Annotated in this window: 20 protein-coding genes and 1 pseudogene; 12 read left to right on the top strand and 9 right to left on the bottom strand. The window is 64.1% G+C overall.

Translation table 11 applies throughout. The features are described from left to right. Positions 1 to 2: 2 nt before the first annotated feature. Together gacA and PspR32_RS11320 are read right to left on the bottom strand one after the other, a co-directional pair. Positions 3 to 641: a response regulator transcription factor GacA gene (gacA, locus tag PspR32_RS11325; protein WP_010221877.1), complete on the bottom strand. Its 639-nt coding sequence runs from the start codon at positions 639 to 641 to the stop codon at positions 3 to 5. Between the two features lie 99 nt (positions 642 to 740). After that, a complete protein-coding gene (locus tag PspR32_RS11320) occupies positions 741 to 1127 on the bottom strand; it encodes a helix-turn-helix domain-containing protein (RefSeq protein WP_010221876.1) in 387 nt (128 codons plus the stop codon). A gap of 660 nt (positions 1128 to 1787) precedes the next feature. Between PspR32_RS11320 and PspR32_RS11315 the strand changes: the two genes are divergently transcribed. The 11 genes and pseudogenes from PspR32_RS11315 to PspR32_RS26360 all read left to right on the top strand — a co-directional run. Beyond that, the gene (locus tag PspR32_RS11315; RefSeq protein ID WP_010221875.1) at positions 1788 to 3095 is read left to right on the top strand and encodes a nucleotide sugar dehydrogenase; all 1308 of its coding nucleotides are present in this window, start codon (positions 1788 to 1790) and stop codon (positions 3093 to 3095) included. 162 nt (positions 3096 to 3257) lie between these two features. Continuing rightward, entirely contained in the window at positions 3258 to 4790 is a 1533-nt protein-coding gene (locus PspR32_RS11310; RefSeq protein ID WP_010221874.1) for a glycosyltransferase, read from the top strand. A gap of 15 nt (positions 4791 to 4805) precedes the next feature. Next, positions 4806 to 5957: a PilZ domain-containing protein gene (locus PspR32_RS11305; RefSeq protein WP_010221873.1), complete on the top strand. Its 1152-nt coding sequence runs from the start codon at positions 4806 to 4808 to the stop codon at positions 5955 to 5957. 24 nt (positions 5958 to 5981) lie between these two features. Continuing rightward, positions 5982 to 7433 carry a sel1 repeat family protein gene (locus PspR32_RS11300; protein ID WP_159388493.1) on the top strand — a complete coding sequence of 484 codons (1452 nt, stop codon included), beginning with the start codon at positions 5982 to 5984 and terminating at the stop codon, positions 7431 to 7433. Next, positions 7430 to 8881 (top strand): alginate export family protein, encoded by a 1452-nt coding sequence (locus PspR32_RS11295; protein WP_100782668.1) that lies wholly within the window; start codon positions 7430 to 7432, stop codon positions 8879 to 8881. The genes PspR32_RS11300 and PspR32_RS11295 overlap by 4 nt, the downstream gene beginning before the upstream one ends. A 14-nt stretch (positions 8882 to 8895) precedes the next feature. After that, a complete protein-coding gene (locus PspR32_RS11290) occupies positions 8896 to 10323 on the top strand; it encodes an MBOAT family O-acyltransferase (protein WP_159388492.1) in 1428 nt (475 codons plus the stop codon). A gap of 9 nt (positions 10324 to 10332) precedes the next feature. After that, on the top strand, positions 10333 to 11427 hold the full coding sequence (locus PspR32_RS11285; RefSeq protein ID WP_036995970.1) for an alginate O-acetyltransferase: 1095 nt from the start codon (positions 10333 to 10335) through the stop codon (positions 11425 to 11427). 10 nt (positions 11428 to 11437) lie between these two features. After that, on the top strand, positions 11438 to 12082 hold the full coding sequence (locus PspR32_RS11280; protein WP_010221868.1) for an alginate O-acetyltransferase AlgF: 645 nt from the start codon (positions 11438 to 11440) through the stop codon (positions 12080 to 12082). A gap of 3 nt (positions 12083 to 12085) precedes the next feature. Beyond that, positions 12086 to 13495 (top strand): alginate O-acetyltransferase AlgX-related protein, encoded by a 1410-nt coding sequence (locus tag PspR32_RS11275; RefSeq protein WP_100782665.1) that lies wholly within the window; start codon positions 12086 to 12088, stop codon positions 13493 to 13495. Next, on the top strand, positions 13486 to 14601 hold the full coding sequence (locus PspR32_RS11270) for a polysaccharide lyase (protein WP_159388491.1): 1116 nt from the start codon (positions 13486 to 13488) through the stop codon (positions 14599 to 14601). Before PspR32_RS11275 ends, PspR32_RS11270 begins: the two co-directional genes overlap by 10 nt. 17 nt (positions 14602 to 14618) lie before the next feature. After that, positions 14619 to 15797: pseudogene (locus PspR32_RS26360) on the top strand (right-handed parallel beta-helix repeat-containing protein); the annotation flags it as partial. Between the two features lie 267 nt (positions 15798 to 16064). Here PspR32_RS26360 and PspR32_RS11260 read toward each other — a convergent pair. Beyond that, positions 16065 to 16496 carry a GNAT family N-acetyltransferase gene (locus PspR32_RS11260; RefSeq protein ID WP_100782663.1) on the bottom strand — a complete coding sequence of 144 codons (432 nt, stop codon included), beginning with the start codon at positions 16494 to 16496 and terminating at the stop codon, positions 16065 to 16067. A gap of 62 nt (positions 16497 to 16558) precedes the next feature. Then, positions 16559 to 16957: a DUF488 domain-containing protein gene (locus PspR32_RS11255; RefSeq protein ID WP_159388490.1), complete on the bottom strand. Its 399-nt coding sequence runs from the start codon at positions 16955 to 16957 to the stop codon at positions 16559 to 16561. A 128-nt stretch (positions 16958 to 17085) separates the two neighbouring features. Between PspR32_RS11255 and PspR32_RS11250 the strand changes: the two genes are divergently transcribed. Next, a complete protein-coding gene (locus tag PspR32_RS11250; RefSeq protein ID WP_159388489.1) occupies positions 17086 to 18702 on the top strand; it encodes an inorganic phosphate transporter in 1617 nt (538 codons plus the stop codon). Between the two features lie 71 nt (positions 18703 to 18773). Here the strand turns inward: PspR32_RS11250 and PspR32_RS11245 are convergent, their stop codons facing one another. From PspR32_RS11245 to PspR32_RS11225, 5 genes are all read right to left on the bottom strand, one after another. Next, the gene (locus tag PspR32_RS11245; protein WP_010221861.1) at positions 18774 to 19469 is read right to left on the bottom strand and encodes a glutathione S-transferase N-terminal domain-containing protein; all 696 of its coding nucleotides are present in this window, start codon (positions 19467 to 19469) and stop codon (positions 18774 to 18776) included. 48 nt (positions 19470 to 19517) lie between these two features. Further along, positions 19518 to 20024, bottom strand: a complete 507-nt coding sequence (locus PspR32_RS11240) for a GNAT family N-acetyltransferase (RefSeq protein ID WP_010221859.1) — start codon at positions 20022 to 20024, stop codon at positions 19518 to 19520. Positions 20025 to 20072: 48 nt separating this feature from the next. Beyond that, on the bottom strand, positions 20073 to 21911 hold the full coding sequence (locus PspR32_RS11235; protein WP_174242326.1) for an amidohydrolase: 1839 nt from the start codon (positions 21909 to 21911) through the stop codon (positions 20073 to 20075). Between the two features lie 198 nt (positions 21912 to 22109). Continuing rightward, on the bottom strand, positions 22110 to 22604 hold the full coding sequence (locus tag PspR32_RS11230) for a DUF934 domain-containing protein (RefSeq protein WP_010221857.1): 495 nt from the start codon (positions 22602 to 22604) through the stop codon (positions 22110 to 22112). Continuing rightward, entirely contained in the window at positions 22592 to 24274 is a 1683-nt protein-coding gene (locus PspR32_RS11225) for a nitrite/sulfite reductase (RefSeq protein WP_100782659.1), read from the bottom strand. Before PspR32_RS11225 ends, PspR32_RS11230 begins: the two co-directional genes overlap by 13 nt. Between the last annotated feature and the right edge of the window lie 161 nt (positions 24275 to 24435).

The following is a 24435-nucleotide window of genomic DNA, read 5'->3' as shown; positions in this document are numbered from 1 at the left end:
GCTCAGAGACTGGCGTCAACCATGCCGTGGCGGACCGCCAGCAGCGTCAGCTCGACGTCGCTGGTGACCGAGAGTTTTTCGAAGATCCGGTAACGGTAAGTATTGACCGTTTTCGGTGACAGGCACAGTTTGTCGGAGATGATCTGCACCTTCTGGCAGCCAACGATCATCAGGGCAATCTGGATTTCCCGCTCCGACAGCGCGTCAAACGGCGAGCCTTGCGGCTGGAACGACTTGAGCGCCAACTGCTGAGCAATTTGCGGGCTGATGTAGCGCTGCCCGGCAAACACCAGGCGGATGGCCTGGACCATTTCATCCAGCCCTGCACCCTTGGTCAGGTAACCCGCGGCGCCGGCCTGCAACAGCCGAGTGGGGAACGGGTCTTCTTCACAGACGGTCACCGCCACCACTTTCACGTCCGGGTGGCTGCGCAGCAGTTTGCGCGTCGCCTCCAGGCCGCCAATACCGGGCATTTTCACATCCATCAGGACCACGTCGGGCTTGAGTTCGCGCGCAACCTTCAGCGATGCCTCGCCAGAGTCGGCTTCGCCCACCACCTGCAGACCGTCGATATCGGCCAGCATGCGCGTGATGCCCGTACGCACCAGATCGTGGTCATCGACCACCAGCACCCTAATCAAGCAGACACCTCGCACTGCGGCGGTAATTGGATCCCGCCACCTTAGCAAAAAATAGAGCCGTAGACCTAACGGAACAGGTCATTTGCCTGACGTCATTTTTCATTTGCCAGACAACCGTCCATAGATACCCCGCTCATGGCCGCCAACCCTCAGCGGCGGGCGCTGTACACGCTCGGCAAGGCTGCCCAGCAATTGCTGGACGGCAGCCTGGTCGGCTGCTTGCAGCAGGCGAAAGCTGCCGAGCAGCTGTTCTTCTTCGGCGTTCAGGCTGCCGTGCGCAACCGGAGTATGTACCCCGCTCAACACATACAGCGCATCGACCCCGCGCGCCGCCACCGCCGCCAGGTAGTCGGCCTTGGGCGTACGCTCGCCGCTTTCATATTTGCCCTGGGCGTTGGGCTCGACCCCGCCGATGTCGCCAAATACCCGCTGGGTCAGGCCCAGCCGTTCTCTTTCTTCCCTGATACGCGAACCGATTCCGTTCATTTGCTTGGCGTCCCTTATCCAGCATCCGGATGGATGAGCACACAACCTTCAATGGCGTGCCTCGAACGAAGCCAGAACTATGCCGCGATCAGCTCCGCTGCACAAGTCGACGCCCGTTCTACCTGTCCACAGTTGTCAGGACAAGCGCCGCAAACCCTGTAATTCACGCCTGCACTTCATGCACAAGGCATTAATAGTTCCGGACAACTTCCCTTGCTAGCCAAAATGCCATCACCCGGGGAATTTCAACGCTCTACTACAACAGCGCGCAGAGAATAAAGAAGTTCAAGAGGACACCGGAAAAGCCCGTCAAAAAAACCTTGAAAAACGCCAAAAGCCGTCGAAGCAACGGCTTTCTGACGTCATTTTGACGGCAAAAAGACGATATCGGTTTTTTGACGCCCAACTAATATCAAACTTTAAATTGTTGATTTATAAGGGTTTTTAAACTTTAACAAAACATTTTTAAACTTTATCCAACTCAGAGTTAGAGACAGCTTGCCGAAGTTTAAAAAACTCCCTTAGGATGTAATAAGACAACGAAAACGCCTGCATCGCCTCCTGTTAGCGCGCTGCTTTTTCTTGCGCGTCTGCCGCGTCAACCATGCCGTTTAACTGAGTATCTCGGTCAGCTTTTGCTGAACCTTGGGAGAGGGAACTATGAATATCAGCATCTTTGGATTGGGTTATGTAGGCGCTGTCTGTGCCGGTTGTTTGTCCGCGCGTGGGCACCAGGTGCTGGGCGTGGATATCTCGCCAGCCAAGATCGACATGATCAACCAGGGCAAGTCACCCATCGTCGAACCCGGCCTGGAACAACTGCTGCTCGATGGCGTGCGCCACGGCCGCCTGCGTGGCACCACGGATGTCCAGGCCGCGGTGCTGGCCACCGAGATGTCGCTGCTGTGCGTCGGTACCCCAAGCAAGAAGAACGGCGACCTGGACCTGGTCTACATGGAGGCGGTGTGCCGCGAAATCGGTACCGCCATGCGCGACAAGGCCAGCCGCCACACCGTGGTGGTGCGCAGTACCGTGCTGCCCGGCACGGTGAAGAACGTGGTGATCCCGATCCTGGAAAAATACGCCGGCAAGCGCGCCGGCATTGACTTCGGCGTGGCGGTCAACCCCGAGTTCCTGCGTGAAAGCACCGCGATCCAGGACTACGACTTCCCGGCCATGACCGTGATCGGCGAGCTGGACACGCAATCGGGCGACCTGCTGCAGTCGCTGTACCAGGGCCTGGACGCGCCGGTGATCCGCAAGTCGATCGAAGTCGCCGAGATGATCAAGTACACCTGCAACGTCTGGCACGCGACCAAGGTCAGTTTTGCCAACGAGATCGGCAACATTGCCAAGGCTTCCGGCGTCGATGGCCGCGAGGTGATGGACGTGGTCTGCCAGGACTACAAGCTCAACCTGTCGCGCTACTACCTGCGCCCGGGCTTTGCCTTCGGTGGCTCGTGCCTGCCCAAGGACGTGCGCGCCCTCACCTACCGCGCCGGCCAGCTGGACGTCGAGCACCCGCTGCTGGCCTCGATCATGGCCAGCAACCGCAACCAGGTGAAGAACGCCTTCGAGCTGATCACCCGCCAGGACAAACGCCGCATCGGCCTCCTGGGCTTGAGCTTCAAGGCCGGCAGCGACGACCTGCGCGAGAGCCCGCTGGTGGAGCTGGCGGAAATGCTCATCGGCAAGGGTTACGAGTTGAGTATCTACGACGCCAACGTCGAGTACGCACGGGTGTTCGGCGCCAACCGCGAGTACATCGAGTCGAAGATCCCTCACGTTTCGTCGCTGCTGTGCAACGACCTGCAGCAGGTGATCCGCGAAGCCGAGGTGGTGGTGCTGGGCAACAACGATGACCGTTTCGCCCAGGCCCTGGATGCCAGCGGCGGCAAGCAGATCATCGACCTGGTCGGCTTCATGGCCCACGGCAGCGATGCCCAGCGTGAAGGTATCTGCTGGTAAGGCCCCAGTACTCCATCCAGAGAGTACCCGGCGATTGACCCAGGCACCCCGCCTGACTGACTGCCCACCTGCCTCCTGCCCGGCCGACCTTGTCTTGGCCAGGCGCGAAAAGTGCGCATGTCATTCAGCCGGGCGTGGCCCGAACACAGGAGCAACGACTACATGGAACGACAGCAACAGCCGCCCTCGGGCCGGCCGGACTACCTGCAGGCAGGCGCGCGGTTTTGCGCCTGGGCCTGCCTGTTCGGCCTGATCGCGCTGGCGTCGGAGATGGTCGCACCGCAGTACCTCGACCCTGCGCACCATAAGTTCATCTTCATCATCGGTGCACTGGGCATGTGGCGCTACGGCAACGCTATCGTCCACTACCTGCGCGGCATGTACTTTCTGCACTGGAAGTTCCCGCGCATGCGCAAGGCGGTCGAGCGCATGGGCGATGCGGCGCTGCCGGCGCACATGTTCATGGTGGTGACCAGTTTTCGCATCCCCACCCACACCACCTTCAAGGTCTACCAGTCGGTGTTCCAGGAGGTGCAGCGGCTGAAGGTGCCGTGCACGGTGATTGCCTCGATCGTCGAGAAAGGCGACGAGCAGTTCATCAAAGAGATCATGCGCAACGAGGTCAAGGATCGCGACGACATCAAGCTGGTGATCGTCCGCGCCCGCGGCACCGGCAAGCGTGACGGCCTGGCCCATGCCTTTCGCGCCCTGTCACGGCAGATGCCGCTGGAAGATTCGGTGGTCGGCGTGGTCGACGGCGACACCATGATGCTGCCCGGTTGCGTCGAGCGCGCGGTCAAGCTGTTCGCCTACCTGCCCAACGTCGGCGGCCTGACCACCAACGAGTTCTGCGAAGTCGAAGGCAGCAACCTGATGCGCCAATGGCACTCGATGCGCTTCGTCCAGCGGCACATCAACATGTGTTCGATGGCCCTGTCGCACCGGGTGCTGACCCTGACCGGGCGGCTGTCGTTCTTTCGCGCCAGCGTCATGACCGACCCGGACTTCATCCGCGACGTCGAGGCGGATTTTCTCCAGCACTGGCGCCTTGGGCGGTTTCAGTTTCTCACCGGTGACGACAAGTCGTCGTGGCTGAGCCTGATGCGCGCCGGCTGGGACACCTTCTACGTGCCCGACAGCAACACCCTGACCGTCGAGCATCCGCCAGACAACAGCTTCTGGCGTGCCACCCGTCAGCTGATGTTCCGCTGGTACGGCAACTCGCTGCGCCAGAACTTCCGTGCCACCGCCCTGCTCGGCCGCGCCCGCCTGGGCCTGTTCACCCTGTACGTGCTGCTCGATCAGCGGGTGTCGATGTGGACCTGCCTGATGGGCCTGAGCGCCTCGGTGGTCGCCGGCATCGTGTTCGGCATCCAGTACCTGCTGGTGTACCTGTTCTGGGTACTGCTGTCGCGCAGCCTCGTCACCGTGCTGTTTTTGTTCGCCGGCCACCCGGTCAGCCCGGTGTACCCGTTCGTTCTTTATTACAACCAGATCATCGGCTCGCTGATGAAAGTCTACGCCCTGTTCCACATGGACCAGCAGAGCTGGACCCGGCAAAAAACCACATTAAGCAACGGCGCCGTCAACTTCGATGCCGCCCTGAACCGCTGGTCCTCCAAGGCGATGCTGTTTTCTTCCATCGCGATTTTCTTCGGGGTCATCTCGGTTCTTCTCGAACTCACGCAACGTTAAGGAAAGGCGCCTGCCATGAGTAGCTCAAGCACACCCGCAGTACCCGCGAACGTAGTCCACGAAGCGATCGACGAACGCCAGTACGTGCGCACCAAACTCAATGCCCGGGTCACGCTCAGCGCGACCGGCCAGCCGCCGTTCGACAGCACCCTGCAGGATATCTCCCTGGGCGGTATCGGCCTGGTTCACTCCGAGCCGCTGAAGATCGGCAGCCTGTACCACGCCTCGATCCAGCTGCGCCTGAACCAGGTCGACCTGAACATCGACAGCCAGATCAAGATCGTCTCCCAGCGTGGCCAGGAAGTCGGCGCCCAGTTCGTCGAGCTCGACTCGCAAAAACGCGACATCCTGCGCTACATCATCAGCGCCTACCTGTCGGGCGAGATCGCCGACATCAATGGCCTGTTCAACGTGATGCAGCGGGAAAACTACATCAAGGAACGCAAGCACAAGTACGCCAGCGCGCGCAGCTCGGGCGAGCGCCTCAAGGCCACCCTCGGCACCCTGCTGTACGCCGCCGCCGGCCTCGCCGCACTGGGCTTTGTCGCCTACAAGTGCTACTTGCTGTTCTTTCGCATCCCCGCGGTGCAGGCCCAGGTCTCGGCCAACGCTCAGGTCATCAGCATGCCCGACAACGGCTATGTGAAGTTCCTCCTGGCGCCGGGGCAGACCGAGGTCAAGGCCGGCACGCCGGTGGCGAGCATCTCCACCCAGCTGGCCACCAGTTTCACCAGCCCGGCCGACATGAAAGCGGTCGCCGACCTCTCGCCGGGCGACCTGCAGACCCTGCTCGGGCGCGCCACCATCGAGACCGTGATCAACAGCCCGTGCGACTGCGAGGTGTACTTCCCAAGCAAACCCCTGGACGGCTACGGCTACAAGCAAGCACCGCTGGTGCATCTGCTGCCCAGGGATGAAGGCCTGTTCGTCACCGCCAACGTGCCGTTCGACAAGCTCGCCGACATCGGCCGGGTGACCTCGGTGGACCTCAAGGTGTTCGGGCTGGATGAGACTTTCAGCGGCAAGGTCATTGACTCCCATGTCGATGAAGCCAACAAGAACCTGGCCCTGACCATCGCCCCCGACAGCCCGCTGCCCCGCGCCGCTTACCAGAAGCCGGTGGCGGTGGACCTGTACCTGGGCCTGCCGTTCACGGCTTCGCGCTAAGCACCCGCAAGGAAGGAATAGGCAATGAATGCGAAGACGCCCTCCCGCCTGCTGCTGGCCAGCATCGGCCTGGCCTGCGCCAGCAGCGCCCTGGCCGGACAAAGCCTGGAGCAGATCCGCTACGCGCTGTACAAGGACCCGAGCGCCAATGTCAGTGACGACCTGCGCGCCCTGGCCGACCGCGGTGACCTGGCGTCCAAGCTGCTGCTCGGTGATGTGCTGGCCAACAGCGATGGCGCCAGCCGCCCGGAAATCATCGGCCTGTATAAAGAGGCGTTTGCCGATGGCCGTGGCCAGGTCCCGGCGCTGGCCTCGCTGGCGCGCCTGCTGGACCGCACCCCGAGCCTGCAAAACAGTCAGCGCGAGTGGATGGCCCAGGCCCTGACGCGCTACCCGGCGACCCTCGACCCGCGCAATGCCAGCACCACCCTGGAGGTGTTCCTGGTTTACCCGCAACTGGTCTCCACCGAACAGGCCGGGCAGTTGCTGGCGCTGTACCAGCAGTCGTGCCTGCTCAACTGCCGCCCCGAGCTGTACCAGGCCGTGCTGGCCGAGCGCCAGGGTGACCGCGCCGGCGCCGAGCGCTGGTACCAGCAGGCGGTGCGGGTGGATGTGCGGGCGATTGATCGCTACTACCGCTTCCTCGGCGACGATCAGGACCGCGCCTTCGCGGCCTTTGCCCACAGCCTCGAACCCCTGCGCCCGACCCTGGCCGTGGAGATCGTGCATCGCATCGGCTCGTTGCTCGACAGCATCAACAGCGTGCAGCGCGCCGAGCAGGAAGCCGACCGCTACGAGCGTCAGGCCAGCGCCATGGGCCCGGCGCGGGTGCCACCGGACGCCGCGCAACTGGCCCTGGAGAAACAGCGCAGCGATGCCCTGGACCTGGCCCGCGCCGAAGCCCACCGCTGGCGCGACAACGCCGTCGAACGCGGTTTTGTGCCGGCGATGGTGTCCAAGGCCAACTTCATGATCTCCAACCCCACCGAGCACAACGCCGAAGAGACCCAGGCGCTGATCGACCAGGTCCAGGCTCGCGAAGCGACCCGGGCCAAGGCGCTGCAGGCCTCGTTCTACATGGTCAACAACTGGCTGACCCTGGACCCGGACAAGGCCCGCGCGCTGATCGACGAGCTGCTCGCCAACCGCTACCCCGACGCCGAACTGCTGCTGGCCGAGTACTACAGCAAGGGCGTGGCCGACCAGCCCGACCAGGACAGGGCCCTGGAGATTTTCCAGGCCCAGGCCCGGGCAGGCTCCACCGCCGCCTGGTACCGCATGGCCACCTTGCACGCTTACGGGCGTGCCATCTGCCACGACCCGGTCAAGGCCTACACCTATGCCCAGGTGGCCCTGGCACTGGGCGAGAACGGTGCCCGCAGCCTGGTCAAGCGCCTGGAAAAGACCCTGAAAAAGGATGACATCGTGCGCGCCCTGGCGGCACGCAACGATCTGTTGAAGGAGGCAACCCTGTGAAAGCCCACCACCCCTTGTTCGGCGCCCTGCTGGCCCTGGCACCGCTGTACCCGGCACACGCCCTGGAAGAAGTCACCGGCCCCGAGGCCGACAGCAGCGAGCCGGTGCGGGTCGCCGATGGCAGCGAGCCGGTGATCACCTCGGAGTTCTTCAACAAGCTCACCGTGCAAACCGGCTACGGCCCGGAGAACTCCGAAGTCGGCCGCAGCCGCGAGATGTTCTACAGCTTGCGCTACGAGCCGTCGTTCGCCTGGTACTCGCCGGAAAAACGCTGGGCCAAGTGGATGGTCTACGGCCGCGTCTGGCTGAACTATGACTCCAGCGAGTCGGCCAGCGTGCAGAACGAAAACGCCAACAACCTCGACCGCGACCAGCCCGAAGGCTGGTACGCCGAACTGCGCGAACTGTATGTGAAACGCAACCTGCTCGGCGACGACCCGCGCTTCTCGCTGTCGGCCGGGCGCCAGCGCTATTTCGACGACTACGGCATCTGGTGGGACGACAGCATCGAGTCGCTGCGTTTCAACTACAACGACACCTTCTCCCGTGGCTTCGTGGCCGTGGCGCAGAAGTTCTACAACTACAACAGCGACGTCAACCGCCTGGCCGACAGCGAGGAGCGCACCACCTACCTGATGGGCGAATACGCCTACCGCTGGAGCGAGCACAACTGGGCTGGCGTGCGCCTGATGCACGAGAACGACCACAGCGGCCACGACGCCGAAGACCGCTACGACTTCAAAGGCATGCGCTACGGGCTGTTCTTCAAGGCTGACGACCTGGACGTGACGCCGCTGTTCAGCGACTACCACCTGGAACTCGCGGGCCTGGACGGCAAAGTCGACAACACCGACGTCAACGGCGTCACCAGCAGCGGCCACAACGCCAGCGGCTGGGCGGCCCTGGGCGAAATCGGCAAACGCTTTCACGACCTGCCGTGGACACCACGGGTGGCCTTGCGCGGCGGCCTGACCGACAAGCCGAGCAACGACAACGACGGCTTTCGCCTCAATGCCATCCAGTCCGACCGCATCACCCGCCAGGGCAGCTACAGCACGCGCCTGGCCAGCTCTTTCGTCAGCCTCGACCTGCGCAACCTGAGCTACTACGGCATCGCCCTGGAAACCAACCCGACGCCGCGCAGCGCCCTCGATTTTCGCCTGACCGAACTCAAGCTGCGCGACGCCAACGGCACCCTGCCGATCCGCCTCGACGGCGACCAGCGCAGCGAGCGCAACCGCGCCATCGCCCAGGGCAGCCACGGCAACGGCAAGGACGTCGGGCAGATGCTCGACCTCAACTACTACTGGAAGATGTTTCCGGTGGCCATCGACGGCAAGCACCTGGACGTCAACGCCCTGGTCAGCGCCAGCTACCTCAATGCCGGCAACGCCCTGGACAGTGGTGATGACTACCAGCTGACCTTCGGCGTCGTGGTCAGCTACTAAGGACGGAACCCGAGATGATCTTCGCCTCCAACGTGTTCCTGTTCCTCTACCTGCCGCTGTTCCTGGCCGTGTACTTCCTCGCCCGGGCGCCGTGGCGCTCGACGGTGATCGTCGCCGCCAGCTACATCTTCTATGCCTGGTGGCGGCCGGACTTTCTCCTGTTGTTCGTGGCCATTACCTACTGGAACTACTGGTTCGGCCTGCGCATCAAGGCGCGCCTGGATGCCGGCGACAAGCGCTGGGCCTTTCGCCTGCTGTGGATCGGCATCATCGGCAACCTGTCGACCCTGGGCTACTTCAAGTACGCCAACTTCGGCGCCGAGGTGCTGGCCGCCCTGCTCGCGCCGCTGGGCATCAACACCTTCACCCTGGAAACGATCTTCCTGCCGCTGGGCATCTCGTTCTATGTGTTCCATGCCCTGAGCTACATCGTCGACATCTACCGCAAGGACGCCACGCCAACCAACAACTTCATCGACTTCGCCGCCTTCGTCGCGCTGTTCCCGCACCTGGTCGCCGGCCCGATCCTGCGCTACAGCCAACTGGCGCCGCAGCTGCGCCAGCGCAGCCACTCGCTGGAGCTGTTTTCCCTGGGCGTGTGCCGTTTCATGCTCGGCTTCATCATGAAGGTGCTGATCGCCGACCAACTGGCGCCGATCAACGTGCTGTTCATCAGCGAAGGCACCCTGCAGTTGAGCGATGCCTGGTTCGGCCTGGTGGTCTCGACCCTGCAGCTGTACTTCGACTTCGCCGGCTACAGCCACATGGCCCTGGGCCTGGCCTTGATGATGGGTTTTCGCTTTCCGGAGAACTTCAACCAGCCCTATGTGTCGCAGAGCATCACCGAGTTCTGGGCCCGCTGGCACATGACCCTGGCGCACTTTCTGCGCGACTACGTGTACATGCCGCTGGTGCGCAAGCGCATCGCCGGGGCGCTGCCGGCGCTGGTCTACACCATGCTGCTGTCGGGCCTGTGGCATGGCGCCAGTTTCGCCTTTATCTGCTGGGGGCTGTTCTTCGGTTTCGGCATGGTCATCGAGCGCAAGTTCAACCTCGCCACCAAGATCACCACGCCCTACCACCTGGGCCGCAACCTGCGCACCTTCGTGCTGATCATCCTGAGCATGCCGCTGTTCTTCACCAACGACCTGCGCCACAGCATCGACATCTACCAGGCTCTGTTCGGCCTCAACGGCCTGGGCTCGCTGGACCTGTACGTGCTCGGCGCCTCGAAGATGGCCATGTCGTTCGCCGCCATTGCCCTGTGCTGGCTGGTGCTGGCCGGCAACAACAACGTGCGCTTCTACGCCGGCAACAAGGAGCAGTACTTCATGCGCCATGTCGGCGGTCTCAAGGCGCTGCTGCTGTGGGCAGGCTTTACCCTGGCGCTGAGCAGCCTGGCGGCGCATTCGTTCTCGCCCTTTTTGTACTTTCAGTTCTAGGAGAGCGCCATGTACCCGGTCATGAATTCGGCCAGCAAGGTCAACGGCATTGCCTTCGGCGTCCTGCTGGCGGGCATGTTCGTCTACTCGCTGCCGCCAGTGTTCAGTTTTGCCCGCAACCAGACCGACGCCTGGAACCTGTTCGTCGACGGCAAGCTGCTGCGCAAGTTCGAGCAGGTCTACGAGAAGCGCTTTTTCCTGCGTGAGCCGTCGGTCGAGCTGTGGGCCAACGCCCAGTACCGGCTGTTCGACGAAGGCACCAAGGGCGTGGTGCTGGGCAAGGACGGCTGGCTCTACACCAACCAGGAGTACCGCGTGCCGAATGATCTGCAGGCCAATCTGGACGGCCAGCTCAAGCAGATCGCCGAGATCGGGCAGCAGCTCAAGGCCCACAACAAGCGCCTGATCCTGCTGCCGCTGCCGATGAAAGCCGACGTGTACGCCGCCCACGCCGAACGCGCGATCGACCCGCGGGCAATCAGCCTGTACGACCGTTTCGTCGAACGCCTGCAGGCGCAGAACATTGCCGTCACGCCGCTGCGTTCGGCGTTTCTGGCCAACCTCGCCGGCCCCGGGCTGTTCCTCAAGTCCGACACCCACTGGAGCCCGGAAGGCGCGCGCCTGAGCGCCTACGAGCTGGCCCGCCAGCACCCGGAACTGCTCGGCGACGAGCGCTACCTGTCGCACAAGGTCGCCGACAAGACGGTCAAGGGCGACCTGATGAACTACATCCAGTTCAACCATGTGCAACTGGCGCCGCAGTTCGGCCCCAGCCAGATCGCCCTGTACGAAACCCTCAAGGCCGAACAGAACGCCGGCGACCTGTTCGCCAGCGAAAACCAGAGCCTGATGCTGGTCGGCACCAGCTACAGCAAGATCGATGACTGGAACTTCGTCGGCTTCCTCAAGGAGGCGCTCAACCGCGACCTGCTCAGTGTTTCGGTGGAAGCCCGCGGGCCGTTCGAGGCCATGAGCCAGTTCCTTGCCAGCGACCAGCTGAGCAACCCCGAGATCGACACCGTGGTCTGGGAGTTCCCCCTGCGCACCCTGCTCGCCCACCGCCTCGGCTCCCTGAGCCGCCCCGGCCAGACCCAACATTTCTAAGGAGAGACTGATGAACATTGCACTGCAACGCCTGCTCGCCACTTCCGCCCTGCTGCTGGGCAGCGCCGCTGCCCATGGCGCCGAAGGCAATGCCGACCTGTACGACGCCGTGGCCCCGGCCGACTCGGCCTTCGTCCGCGTGCTCAACCTGTCCAACGCCAACATCGACGTGACCCTGAGCGGCAAGATCAGCCCGCAACGGGTCGCCGCCGGCCAGCTCAGCGGCTACCGTTTCACCCCGGCCGGCGCGCACAAGATCGCCGTCGGCGCTACCGCCATCGAGCCGCAGCTCAAGGCCAATGCCGCCAGCACTGTGGTCTTTGATGGCAGCAAGCTGACCCTGATCGCCGACAAATACGTCAACGAACCGAAGAAAGCCCAGGTCGCCTTCTACAACCTGACCGCGGCCCAGGCGGCGCTGAAAACCGTCGACGGCAAGCACGTGATCGTCGAGCCGCTGGGCAAGGACCAGACCGGCAGCCGCATGGTCAACGAGATCAAGATCGGCTTTGCCGCCTACGTCGATGAGCAGAACGTGGCCAGGTTCGATGAGCTGTTCCTGAAAAAAGGCCGCTCCTACAGCTACGTGCTGCTGCCCCAGGGCGCCGGCTATCGCAGCATGAGCCTGGCCAACAGCATCGACCCGAGCGAGTGATCCATGGCCATGAAGCGCATTCTTCCCCTTGGCCTGGCCGCACTGCTGAGCCCTCTGCTGAGCACCCCAGGCGTAGCCGCAGAGCCAGGCAAGGCCGCCTGCAGCAGCCTTGAGTGCATGGTCTGCCCGGGCTTGAGCAACCCACAGAACTACGCCGAAGGGCGCATGAAGCTGATGCGTGAAATCGTCCCGGCCAAGGACCGCTGGCTGTTTCGCTCGGCGGTCGACCTGACCAATGATTTTGGCATCCCGGCGCCAATGCGCGCGGAATTCGCCCGTTTGATGGCCGCCTTCCGCCAGCAGGGCATCCACGTGGCCATGGCGGTACAACCGACCCGCGGCCTGATGCACCGCGACAAACTCTACGCCGACAAGCTGCACGGCTTCGACTTTGCCCGCGCCAGCAGCAACCTCGAAAGCTACCTGCAACAACTGCGCGCCGCTGGCGCGGTGGTGCCGCCATTGATGCAACTGGTGCACACCCCGCCCAAGGGCGAGTTCTTCTTTCGCCGTGACCACCACTGGACCCCCGCCGGTGCCGAAGCCACGGCACGCCTGGTAGCCGAGGAAGTGCGGCGCCAGCCGTTCTATGCCGAGCTGAGCAAGAAGCGCTACCGCACCGAGCCCGGGGTCATGGTGCCCAAGGACGGCACGCTGAACCTGGCGTTGAGTTATATCTGCGGCAACAACTATGGTTTCCAGTATGTGCGTGGCTACCAGACCATCCCCGAAGCCGACGGCGCCGATGCACTGTTCGACGACGCGCCGGACCCTGAAGTTATCCTGGTCGGCGACAGTAACGCCGCCGCCCGTGAGGACGAGAGCAAGCAGTTCAACTTCGACGGCTACCTGAAACAGTACCTGGAGGTCGACATCCTCAACTACGCCCTGCCCGGTGTTGGCCAGGACGGCTCGCTGCTCGAATACCTGCTGTCGGAGAACTACAAGCCCAAGGCGCCGCCGAAGCTGATCATCTGGGAGCTGCCGGCCAACTACCCGTTGGAATCCGAGTCGATGTACCGCCAACTGATCCCGGCGGTCAAAGGCGGTTGCCCGGTGTCCACCGAGGTCCTGGCCAACCGTGTGCAGCGCCCGCCGCTGCGGGTCAACGAGCGCATCGAGCTGCTCAGCAACGCAGGTGATGGCCGCAAGCAGCTCGGCAACGGCCAGGGCTTTCTCGATATCCGTATCAGCGACAAGAACGTCAAGGACTTCTACCTGATCGTCTATTACGACAACGGTGCCCGCGACAAAGTCTGGTTCCGCCGCGAAGCGGTGGTCACCGGCGGCCAGTACTACCTTGAGTTGAGCCGCGCCAAGGAATTTGCCGGCGCCAACCTGCTGTCGGTGTTCATGGAACCGACCAAGCCCGGCACTGCCGCCACCCAAGTGGAAACCCGCGTATGCCTGTAAAGACCTGGACCGCGCTGGGCCTGGGCCTGTGCGCCAGCCTGCAGTTGAGCAACAGCCTGGCGGCCAGCTCGATCTGGCCGCCGCGGGCCACCGCGCAGTCGGCGATGATTGCCGACTACCGGACCCTGAGCTGCAGCAAGCAAGTACCAGCGCCCTACACCGGCAGCTTGCAGTTGCAAAGCAAGTACGACCAGCGCGACGCCAGCAAGTCGACCCTGCGCAGCAGCCCGGACGCCAACAGCGAACAGATCGGCAAGCAGGTCAAACAGTTCATCGGCGGCCTGATCTACGCCAGCAAGCGCTTCCAGCGGGCCAAGAATCCGCAGGAGGCGAACATGGCCCTGGCCTGCCAGGACCAGTGGCTGGAGCGCTGGGCCCAGGCCGGTGCACTGCTCAACCCCGACGCCAGCAGCACCGGCATGGCCGCACGCAAATGGGCGGTGGCGGCCATGGCCTCGACCCTGCTGATGACCCAGGCCGCCAGCGACGCCAAGCTGCAATTGTCGCCGGCCCAGAAGGCCTGGCTCAGCCAGCTCGGCGAACGCATCATCGCCGAGTACCAGCCGCGCCGCACGCCGGGCTTTACCTGGTTCAACAACCATGACTACTGGGCGGCCTGGGCCGTGGCCGCCACCGGCATGCTGGTGCAGCGCGACGACTTCATCCAGTGGGCCGACGGCAACCTGCGTCGCGGCCTGCAGCAAGCGGTGAAATCCAGCGATGGCAACTACGCCTACCTGCCGCTGGAAGTGGCGCGCAGCAAGCTGGCCGCCACCTACAGCCAGTACGCCCTGGTGCCACTGGTACTGCTGGCGGAATCGGCGCGGGCCAATGGCCTGCCGTGGAGCAGCGACGATCAGCAGACCCTGGAACTGCTGGCCAACTTCGCCGCCCGCAGCATCCTCGACCCCGACGGCCTGCCCGAGCTCAAGGGCCAGTCGCAGACCGACGTCGCCCCGTACAAGCTGGCCTGGCTGATCCCCTTCCTGCAGCGCGCCCCCGGCAACCGCCTGGCTCGCCAGCTGTATGACAGCGAGGACGGCGAGGTCGACAACTACAGCCAGATCGGCGGCCCGCTCAAGCCGTTCTATCCCAAACTGCCGTAACCCAAGGACGAACCGTCATGGCCATGCTTGCCCGCCCGCTTACCCTTTCCTGCCTGGCGCTGCTGTTCAGCGCCATGGCCCAGGCCGCCAGCCAGAGCCTGCCACTGCAGCAAACACTGAGCGCGGTAGACAGCGCCGAACACCAGCGCGACCTGCAGCAGTTGCAGCAACAAGTCAGCCAGGCCGTGCAGCTGCAGGTCGACGAACGCCCGCGCCCGGCTGGCCGCGCCAGTGTCAGCCTGCAACCGATGTTCTCGTCCCAGGCTGGCAGCTGGCCGTTCGAGCCGTTCGTCAACAACGGCCTGTTCCGCGCCATTGCCGGCTACCAGGCGCATCACCCGCAAGCGGTAATGGTGCGCGGCGGCAGCATTACCCTCGCGCAGTTGCACGATGCCCTGAACGACCCGAAGATCATCAAGCGCTACAAGGACGGCTATCTGCTCAGCTACCCGCTGCTGATCGCCAACGACGGCGGCCTGTTGCTTGAGGGCACCAGCCTGTACCTGTACAGCTACTCCGGCACGGCGTTGATCAACCAGGGCTGGCTGGGCCTGAACCAGTCACGCCTGGAAAGCGTCGCCGGCGACAAACCGGGCAGCACCGACCGCGCCTGGCGGCCGTTCGTGGTGGCCTGGGCCGGCAGCCATACCCAGGTGCTGGGCTCGACCCTCAACCGCCTGGGCTACAACGCCAACCTCTCGCGCGGCCTGACCACCGCCTTGAGCAGCCAGCAGGCAGCGTCAACCCGCCCGGCCACGCTGCTGATCCGCGACAGCCAGTTCACTGAACTGGCCAGCGCCGTGGAGCTGCAACACAGTCAGGCGCAGATCGACAACAGCCAGTTCGGCCAGTCTCGGCAGTACGCCATCGACGTGCGCGACAGCCAAGTGACAGTGCGCAACAACCAGCTGCGCGGCATCGACAACAACAGCGGCATCCGCCTGCGCGGCCAGACCCGCGCACGCATTGAGCACAACCTGATCCTCGGCGCGCACAAGGCGGCCATCGAGGTCAGCGAGCAACAGGGCGCCCTGCTGCTCACTGGCAACCTGATCGGCGACAGCCGTGGCAACGGCATCCAGCTACGCAACCTGGCGCCGACGGCTGGCGCGCCGCTGCTGATCAGCGACAACCTGATCGGCAACAGCCGGGGCAGCGCCGTGGATGCCAGCGAGGTCGGCGCCGTGAGCCTGATCGGCAACCGCATCGGCAACAGCCCGGAGTACGCCGTCAGCCTGCGCAACGCCGCGCCGCTGGCCGGGCCGCTGACCTTGAGCGGCAACACCCTGGGCAAGGTCGGCAAGGCTGTGGTGCGAGTCGAAGGCTTGCAGCGGGTGGTGCTGGGGCCGAACACCTTCGAGGGCAAGCCGATTTTGCAGAACCTGCTGATTGGTGACTTGTTGCCGGTGCAGGGCCTGTTGCTGCAGGCGACCCAGCGTCAGGGCTGCGTGGTGCGGGTCGAGCTAAGCGAACGCCCGTTGCATGCGCAAAAAGCACTCGTCCTCGCCCATGCAGACGAAGCCCTCGCGCTCGTACAGGCGCCGTGCCGGGTTGCTCTTGAACACCATCAGGCGCAGCAGCGGCAATTGCCGTTGGCGGGTCCAGTCGGCCAGTTGCGTTAACACCCAGCGGCCGATACCGCGGTCGCGAAAGCCTTCGAGCAGGTGCAGTTCACGGATGAACAGGGCCTGGCGGTCCTGGCTGAGGCTGAAGTAACCCAACGGCTGCCGGGCTGCGCTGATCAGCCACTGCTCGCGCCACGTCCAGGCCTGGTCGAAGGCTTCTTCCTGCCAGAGCAGGTCGAACTCGCGGTAATAAGGCAGCATGGCCCGGCGGGTGAGGTCGCGGGCGAAGGTGCGGTGCTGGTCGGTGGCGGGGGTTAGTTGCACTGTCATAAGGGCCAGGATATGTGGGAGCCGGCATTGCCGGCGATGGGCTGCAAAGCAGCCCCATTGACTCAAGGTTTGAACTCATCGGCATAACACACCGGCGAACTGCCCGGCCCCTGGCGCTCCAGCTCATCCTCGAGCCATTGCGCCAACACCGTAGCATTGTTGTGCTCAGTGTCCTTGCCAGCATACAGCAAGGTCACATCGCCCTGCCCGGCCATGCCCAGCAACTTCCACCAATGCTCGGGCCGCGCCGTCAGTTCCTCGCGGTAGCGCTCGGCAAACCCGGCAAAATCCACTTCACCGGCATGAAAAGCCTGACGCAACGCCGTTGAAGGCGCCACCTCCGGCAACCACAAGGCTTGCAGCTGGTCCTTGCGCCGGTTGCGCGGCCACAGCCGGTCGACCAGCACCCGCTGGCCATCGCCAGGCTCCAGCGGATCGTAGACGCGTTTGCAGCGGATCATCGCTTCACTCCATCGAATGCTCTGTTGATCCTAGGACTTTCCTTGACCGAGGTCACGGTGCTGTCAGCGATTGTTTTTATCATGGCCGGGCAAGGCTAGACCCTTCCTGGTAACCCGGACCCGTCATCATGACCACCCCGACCCTGGCTGGCAGCCCATCGCTGGCCAACCACGATCCACGCCCGCGTCTGAATCACAAACCCGGCCGCACCACCCTGACCCTGTTCTTCGGCCTGCTGGCGGCCGGCCTGGTGTATACCGCCTGGAGCCTGTTCCGCGACATTGACGCCACCGGTACCGTGGTCACCACCTGGACACCCTTTGTGCTGCTCGGCCTGGCGTTGCTGATTGCCCTGGGGTTCGAGTTCGTCAACGGCTTTCACGACACCGCCAACGCCGTGGCCACGGTGATCTACACCCATTCGCTACCCCCGTCGGTGGCGGTGGTCTGGTCCGGCTGTTTCAATTTTCTCGGCGTGCTGCTGTCCAGCGGTGCGGTGGCCTTCGGCATCATCGCCTTGCTGCCGGTGGAGCTGATCTTGCAAGTCGGCTCCTCGGCCGGTTTCTCCATGGTCTTTGCCCTGTTGCTGTCGGCGATCATCTGGAACCTGGGCACCTGGTGGCTGGGCCTGCCAGCGTCCTCATCGCATACCTTGATCGGCTCGATCATCGGCGTCGGCATCGCCAACGCCCTGATGCACGGGCGTGACGGCACCAGCGGCGTGGACTGGAGCCAGGCCAGCAAGGTCGGTTACTCACTGTTGCTGTCGCCGCTGGTGGGCTTTACCTGCGCGGCGCTGTTGCTGCTGGCCCTGCGCATGCTGGTCAAGCGTCGCGAGCTGTACCAGGCACCGGTCGGCAATACGCCGCCGCCCTGGTGGATTCGCGGGCTGTTGATCCTTACCTGCACCGGCGTGTCCTTCGCCCATGGCTCCAACGACGGGCAGAAAGGCATGGGCCTGATCATGCTGATCCTGGTCGGCACCCTGCCCATGGCCTATGCCTTGAACCGGACCATGCCGGCTGACCAGTCGCTGCAGTTCGTCGCGGTGGCCGAGGTCACCCAGCAGGCCTTGCAGCGCAGCGCCCCGCAGGCCGCACCGGCAGACCCGCGACAAACCCTCAGCAGCTTCATTCGCGAGCCGCAGGCCAGCGACGAACTGGTGCCTGCCCTGGCGGCGCTGGCCGGGATGATCGGCACCGAGGTCAAAGGCTACGGTTCGCTCAACCGGGTGCCGGCAGAAGCGATGGCCAACGTGCGCAACGACATGTACCTGACCTCCGAGGCCATCCGCCTGATCGACAAGCACCAACTGGGGCGGTTCGATGCCGATACCCAGGCCAAGGTGCAGGTATTCAAGCAACAGATCGACAACGCCACCCGCTACATTCCGCTGTGGGTGAAGATCGCCGTGGCTATCGCCCTGGGGCTGGGGACCATGGTCGGCTGGCGGCGGATCGTGGTGACCGTTGGCGAGAAGATCGGCAAGACCCACCTGACCTACGCCCAGGGCGCGTCGGCGGAGCTGGTGGCGATGTGCACCATTGGTGCCGCGGACATGTACGGGCTGCCGGTGTCGACCACCCACGTGCTGTCGTCCGGGGTGGCCGGGAGCATGGTCGCCAATGGCTCGGGCTTGCAGATGCGCACCCTCTTCAACCTGATGATGGCCTGGGTGCTGACCTTGCCGGCGGCGATGATGCTGGCGGGGGGGGTGTACTGGCTGTTGCGGCAGGTGTTCTGAATCGCGGGTCAAGCCCGCTCCTACAGTGATTGCGCCGATCCTGTAGGAGCGGGCTTGACCCGCGATGAGGCCTATGCAGGTATCTTCAACCCGCGCTCCACCGCCGGCCGCTGCACGAACGCCGCCAGTACCCGCTTGACGTTGGCAAAGTCATCAAAGCCCACCAGCTCGCCCGCCTCATAAAAGCCGACCAGGTTGCGCACCCAGGGCAGAATGGCGATATCGGCAATGCTGTAGGCGTCCATCACCCACTCACGCCCTTGCAGGCGCTGGTCCAGCACCCCGAGCAAGCGCCGCGACTCGGCCACGTAACGGTCGCGCGGACGCTTGTCTTCGTACGCCTTGCCAGCGAATTTGTGGAAAAAACCCACCTGGCCGAACATCGGCCCGATCCCGCCCATCTGGAACATCAGCCACTGCAGAGTCTCGTAGCGCTGGGCCGGGTCCGCCGACAGCAGTTGCCCGCTCTTCTCTGCCAGGTAAACCAGGATCGCCCCGGACTCGAACAACGCCAGCGGCTCGCCACCCGGGCCATTGGGGTCGAGGATCGCCGGGATCTTGTTGTTGGCGCTCAGGGAAATGAATTCCGGGGTCAACTGGTCATTGCTCTCGAAGCTGACCTTGTGCACCTCGTAGGCCAGGCCGATCTCCTCGAGCATGATCGACACCTTCACGCCGTTGGGCGTGGCCAGCGAGTACAGCTGCAGCAGCTCGGGCTGTTTGGCCGGCCATTTGCGGGTGATCGGGAATGCACTGAGATCAGTCATGAACAGAACCTTGAGCAGAAATTGAGGAAGACACTGTAACCAGTTTTGTCACCGCCGCGCGACCATCACCCAGTCGCGGTGACGCTCCGGGCCACATTCGAACAGCGCCTCGCCGACCTTGCTAAAACCATTGCGCTGATAAAAACGGATGGCCCGGGTGTTCTGTTCATTGACGGTCAGGCGAATCGCCCCGCGCACCGGCGCCAGGGTGTCGTCGAGCAACAGCTGGGCGCCGCCGTGGCCATGGTGCTCGGGCAGCACATAGCAGCGGCTCAGCTCCGGCAGGCCATCAGCCTCGGCAATCCCCAGGGCTTCAGGTGCACTGTCGATCATGCTGTAGCCGACCACGCTACCCAGGTACTCCAGCACCCGCAGGCGCTTGCGCGGATTGAGCAGGTGGAGGACGAAATGCTCGGACTGCAACTGCCTGTCGATGTAGGCCTGCAACGCCTGGGGCGCAGCATCCGGCGGGCTGGCCAGGGCGAAGGTCAGGCCGGCGACATGGCTGAGCGCCTCGGCATCACTGGGCCGGGCAACACGGGTACTGAAAGGCATTAAGCAACATCCTGTCGATCGGGCGAACCGGCATGGTAGCCCGAACCCTCAGAAGGCAAAACAGGAACAACCGAATGCGCCCCAAAAGCCCTGAAAATCGCTGACCGGCACCGACGATTGCCGCGCGCGCTGATGCGCGTGGGCATGCACCGCGCAGGCACCGACGCACTGATGCACCTGGGCGGTCAGCGGCGCGCCCTGGCGCCAGTGCCCGGGGACCTTGGCCACCGGCGACCAGTCGGGCAGCACCGGCAAGGTCGGTGGGTCGAGCCGGGCGAACTCGGCGGCGCCATACACCACCTTGCCATCGACCAGGGTCAGCACCGACTCCAGGTGCTTGATCGCCTCGGCGTCGATACTGAAATAGTCGGCGCTCAAGGCCGTCAGGTCTGCCAGTTGGCCGACCTTGATCTGGCCCTTCTTGCCCTGCTCACTGGAAAACCAGGCGCTGCCGTGGGTGAACAGCGACAACGCCGTGTCGCGGTCCAGCCCCTGTGGGTACAGCTCCAGCCCACCAACGGTACGTCCGCTGACCAGCCAGTACAGCGAGGTCCAGGGGTTGTAGCTGGACACCCGGGTGGCGTCGGTGCCGGCGCCGACCGGGATGCCTTCGCCAAGCATGCGCTTGATCGGTGGCGTGTGCTGCGCCGCCTTGGCGCCGTAGCGCTCGACGAAGTACTCGCCCTGAAACGCCATGCGGTCCTGAATGGCGATGCCGCCGCCCAGCGCCCGCACCCGCTCGATGTTCTTCGGGCTGATGGTCTCGGCATGGTCGAAGAACCACGGCAGGCCGTTGAAAGGGATGTCGCGGTTGACCTTCTCGAACACGTCGAGCATGCGCGAGATCGATTCGTCGTAGGTGGCGTGCAGGCGAAACGGCCAGCGCTGCTCGACCAGATGGCGTACCACCGGTTCCAGATCGCCCTCCATGGCGCCGGGCAGGTCCGGACGCGGTTCGAGGAAGTCTTCGAAGTCGGCGGCGGAGAACACCAGCATCTCGCCGGCGCCGTTGTGGCGCAGAAAATCGTCGCCCTGACCGTACTTGACGCTGCCGGTCCAGTGCTTGAAATCGGCCAGTTCTTCCTTGGGCTTCTGGGTAAACAGGTTGTAGGCGATGCGCACGGTCAACTGCCGGGCCTTGGCCAGTTGCTCGATCACCGCGTAATCGTCAGGGTAGTTCTGGTAGCCGCCACCGGCATCGATGGCGCTGGTCAGGCCCAGGCGGTTGAGCTCGCGCATGAACTGGCGGGTCGAGTTGACCTGGTATTCCAGCGGCAGCTTCGGCCCCTTGGCCAGGGTCGAGTAAAGGATCATCGCATTGGGCCGGGCGATCAGCATGCCGGTCGGGTTGCCGTTGGCGTCGCGCTGGATCTCGCCACCCGGCGGGTTGGGCGTGTTGCGGTCATAGCCGACTACGCGCAGGGCTGCGCGGTTGAGCAAGGCGCGGTCGTACAGGTGCAGGACAAACACCGGGGTGTCCGGCGCCGCCTGGTTGAGCTCGTCGAGGGTCGGCAAGCGGCGCTCGGCGAACTGGAATTCGTTCCAGCCGCCGACCACCCTCACCCACTGCGGCGCAGGCGTGCGCAGGGCCTGGTCCTTGAGCATGCGCAAGGCGTCGGCCAGGGACGGCACGCCCTCCCAGCGCAGCTCCAGGTTGTAGTTCAGGCCGCCGCGGATCAGGTGCAGGTGCGAATCATTGAGCCCGGGGATCACCGTGCGTTGCTTGAGGTCGATGACCTGGGTCGCCGGCCCACGCAAGGCCATGACCTGGGCATCATCGCCGACTGCCACGAAGCGCCCGTCGCGAATGGCCACTGCGGTTGCTTGCGGCCGCTCGCGGTCCACCGTGTGCACGCGGCCATTGTGCAGGATCAGCTCGGCCGGCATAGCCTTTTCGGTCCCGCGCAGAAGGGCCCCGGCGGCCAGTGGCACCGCCGAGTACATGGCTCCGGCGGCGCCGAGCAGCGAACTTGTAGCGATAAAACGGCGACGGCTTTCCCGATCCTGGTTCATGGCGGCTCCTGAGGCACGGCATTGCCGGGCAAACAAAAGCTAAACGATAGACCAGTGCCGGCGCCGTACCAGTCAGCGACGACGAAACAACGGCCGTGGCTCGATCACCGAACGCCCATACAGCACGCTCATGCCAGCCAGGCCCAGCAAGGCATCCTGCGCGCATTTGTCTTCACGCACCGCGTAGCTGTCAAAACCGCACTGGCGCATATGGCTGAGCTGGTCGCGCAACACATCGCCGACCGCACGCAGTTCGCCGTGCCAGCCCAGCCGGCTGCGCAGCAGGTAAGCCTGGCTGTAGCCACGGCCGTCGCGAAAGCTGGGGAAGTCCACCGCAATCAACGGCACCTGCGCCAGCCACGGGCGCAACGGTTCGACATCATCGTCCGGGCCCAGCCACAAGCCGTCACGCCCCAGGGGCCGCTGGGCGCGGCGGGCAATCCAGGTGGCCAGCGGCAGAATCAGCAGGCCGTCGGGCAGCACCTCGCCGGGTTCGCGCAACAGTTGCCAGGGATCGTGCTCGATCAACTGCGCCTCACCATTGCGCAGGCCAATCACATTACGCATATCAGCTCCTCCGGGCGCTTGGCATAGACCCGTTCCTTGAAGGGTTCCAGGCCGACCCGGCGCACGGTGTCGACAAAGGCTTCGTCCTGCTCGCGGTAGGCGCAATAGGTGGCGATGATCTGCTCGATCACCTGCGGGATCTCGGCGGCGCTGAACGACGGGCCGATGACCTTGCCCAAGGTACTGTGCTTGCCCTGGGCGCCGCCGAGGGTCACCTGGTACCACTCGCTGCCGTTCTTGTCGACGCCGAGGATGCCGATGTTACCGATGTGGTGGTGGCCGCAGGCGTTGATGCAGCCGGAGATGTTCAGGCTCAGCTCACCCAGGTCGTGCAGGTAGTCCAGGTCATCGAAGCGGCGCTGGATCGACTGGGCGATGGGGATCGACGTGGCGTTGGCCAGGGCGCAGAAATCGCCGCCCGGGCAGGCGATGATGTCCGTCAGCAGACCAATGTTGGCCGTGCCCAGGCCGCGTTCGCAGGCCAGGCGCCAGAGCGCGTGCAGGTCACGCTTGCGCACGTCCGGGAGAATCAGGTTCTGCTCGTGGGCAATGCGGATTTCGCCGAAGCCGAACTGCTCCGACCAATCGGCCACCGCGTCCATCTGCGCATCGGTCAGATCGCCCGGTGGCGAGGCATCGCCCGGCTTGGTCGACAGCACCACGCTGGCATAACCCGGAACCTTGTGCGCCTTGACGCAGCAGGCCACCCAGCGGGCGAACGCATGGTCCTGGGCCAGGTGGGTGTCGTAGGCCAGGTCATCGTCAATGACACTGTCGTAGGCTGGAGGCTCGAAGGCCGCAGCCACGCGCTGGAACTCGTCCTCGGTGAGTTGCGCCGGACCGTCCTTGATGTGTTGCCACTCCTCCTCCACCTCGCGGGAAAACGCCTCGATGCCCAGCGCCTTGACCAGGATCTTGATCCGCGCCTTGTACTTGTTGTCGCGCCGGCCATGGCGGTTGTACACGCGCAAAATGGCTTCGACATACGACAACAGGTGCTGCCACGGCAGGCCCTCGCGAATCTGCAAACCGAGGATCGGCGTGCGCCCCAGGCCGCCGCCGACCATGACCCGCAGGCACATCTGGCCGTGGCCGTCGCGGTACAGGTAGAGGCCGATGTCATGCATCATGATCGCCGCGCGGTCTTCAATCGCCGAACAGATGGCGATCTTGAACTTGCGTGGCAAAAACAGGAACTCCGGGTTGATCGTCGACCACTGCCGGAGGATCTCGGCCAGCGGCCGCGGGTCGAGCAACTCGTCGGCGGCAACGCCGGCAAAGGCTTCGGTGGTGATGTTGCGCACGCAGTTGCCGGAGGTCTGGATCGCATGCATCTCGACCTCGGCCAGGCGCTGGAGGATGTCCGGCACCTGGGCCAGTTCGATCCAGTTGAACTGGATGTTCTGGCGCGTGGTGAAGTGGCCGTAGCCGCGGTCGTACTCGCGGGCGATCTGCGCCAGGGTGCGCATCTGCCGGGCGCCGAGGGTGCCGTAGGGAATGGCCACGCGCAGCATGTAGGCATGCTTTTGCAGGTACAGGCCGTTTTGCAGGCGCAGGGGCAGGAACTCTTCTTCACTCAGTTCGCCAGCCATGAACCGGCGCACCTGATCGCGAAACTGCGCCACGCGCTCGAACACCAGCGCACGGTCATACTCGTCATAGTGATACATGGTTCGGACCTCATCAGGGAGGCCGTTACTATGGCTTTTGGGTGTACTGGGTTACAGATTCAGGTTGGGGGTATTTATACGGATCAGATGCTTAAATCGTGCTGTGCCCATCGCTGGCAAGCCTGCTCCCACAGGCACTGCATGCACCGGCCCCTGTGGGA

It is taken from the genome of Pseudomonas sp. R32, from assembly GCF_009866705.1.
Taxonomy (GTDB): Bacteria; Pseudomonadota; Gammaproteobacteria; order Pseudomonadales; family Pseudomonadaceae; genus Aquipseudomonas; species Aquipseudomonas donghuensis.
Note: the sequence above shows the minus strand (reverse complement) of the source record. Positions and strands in the feature narration are given on the sequence as shown.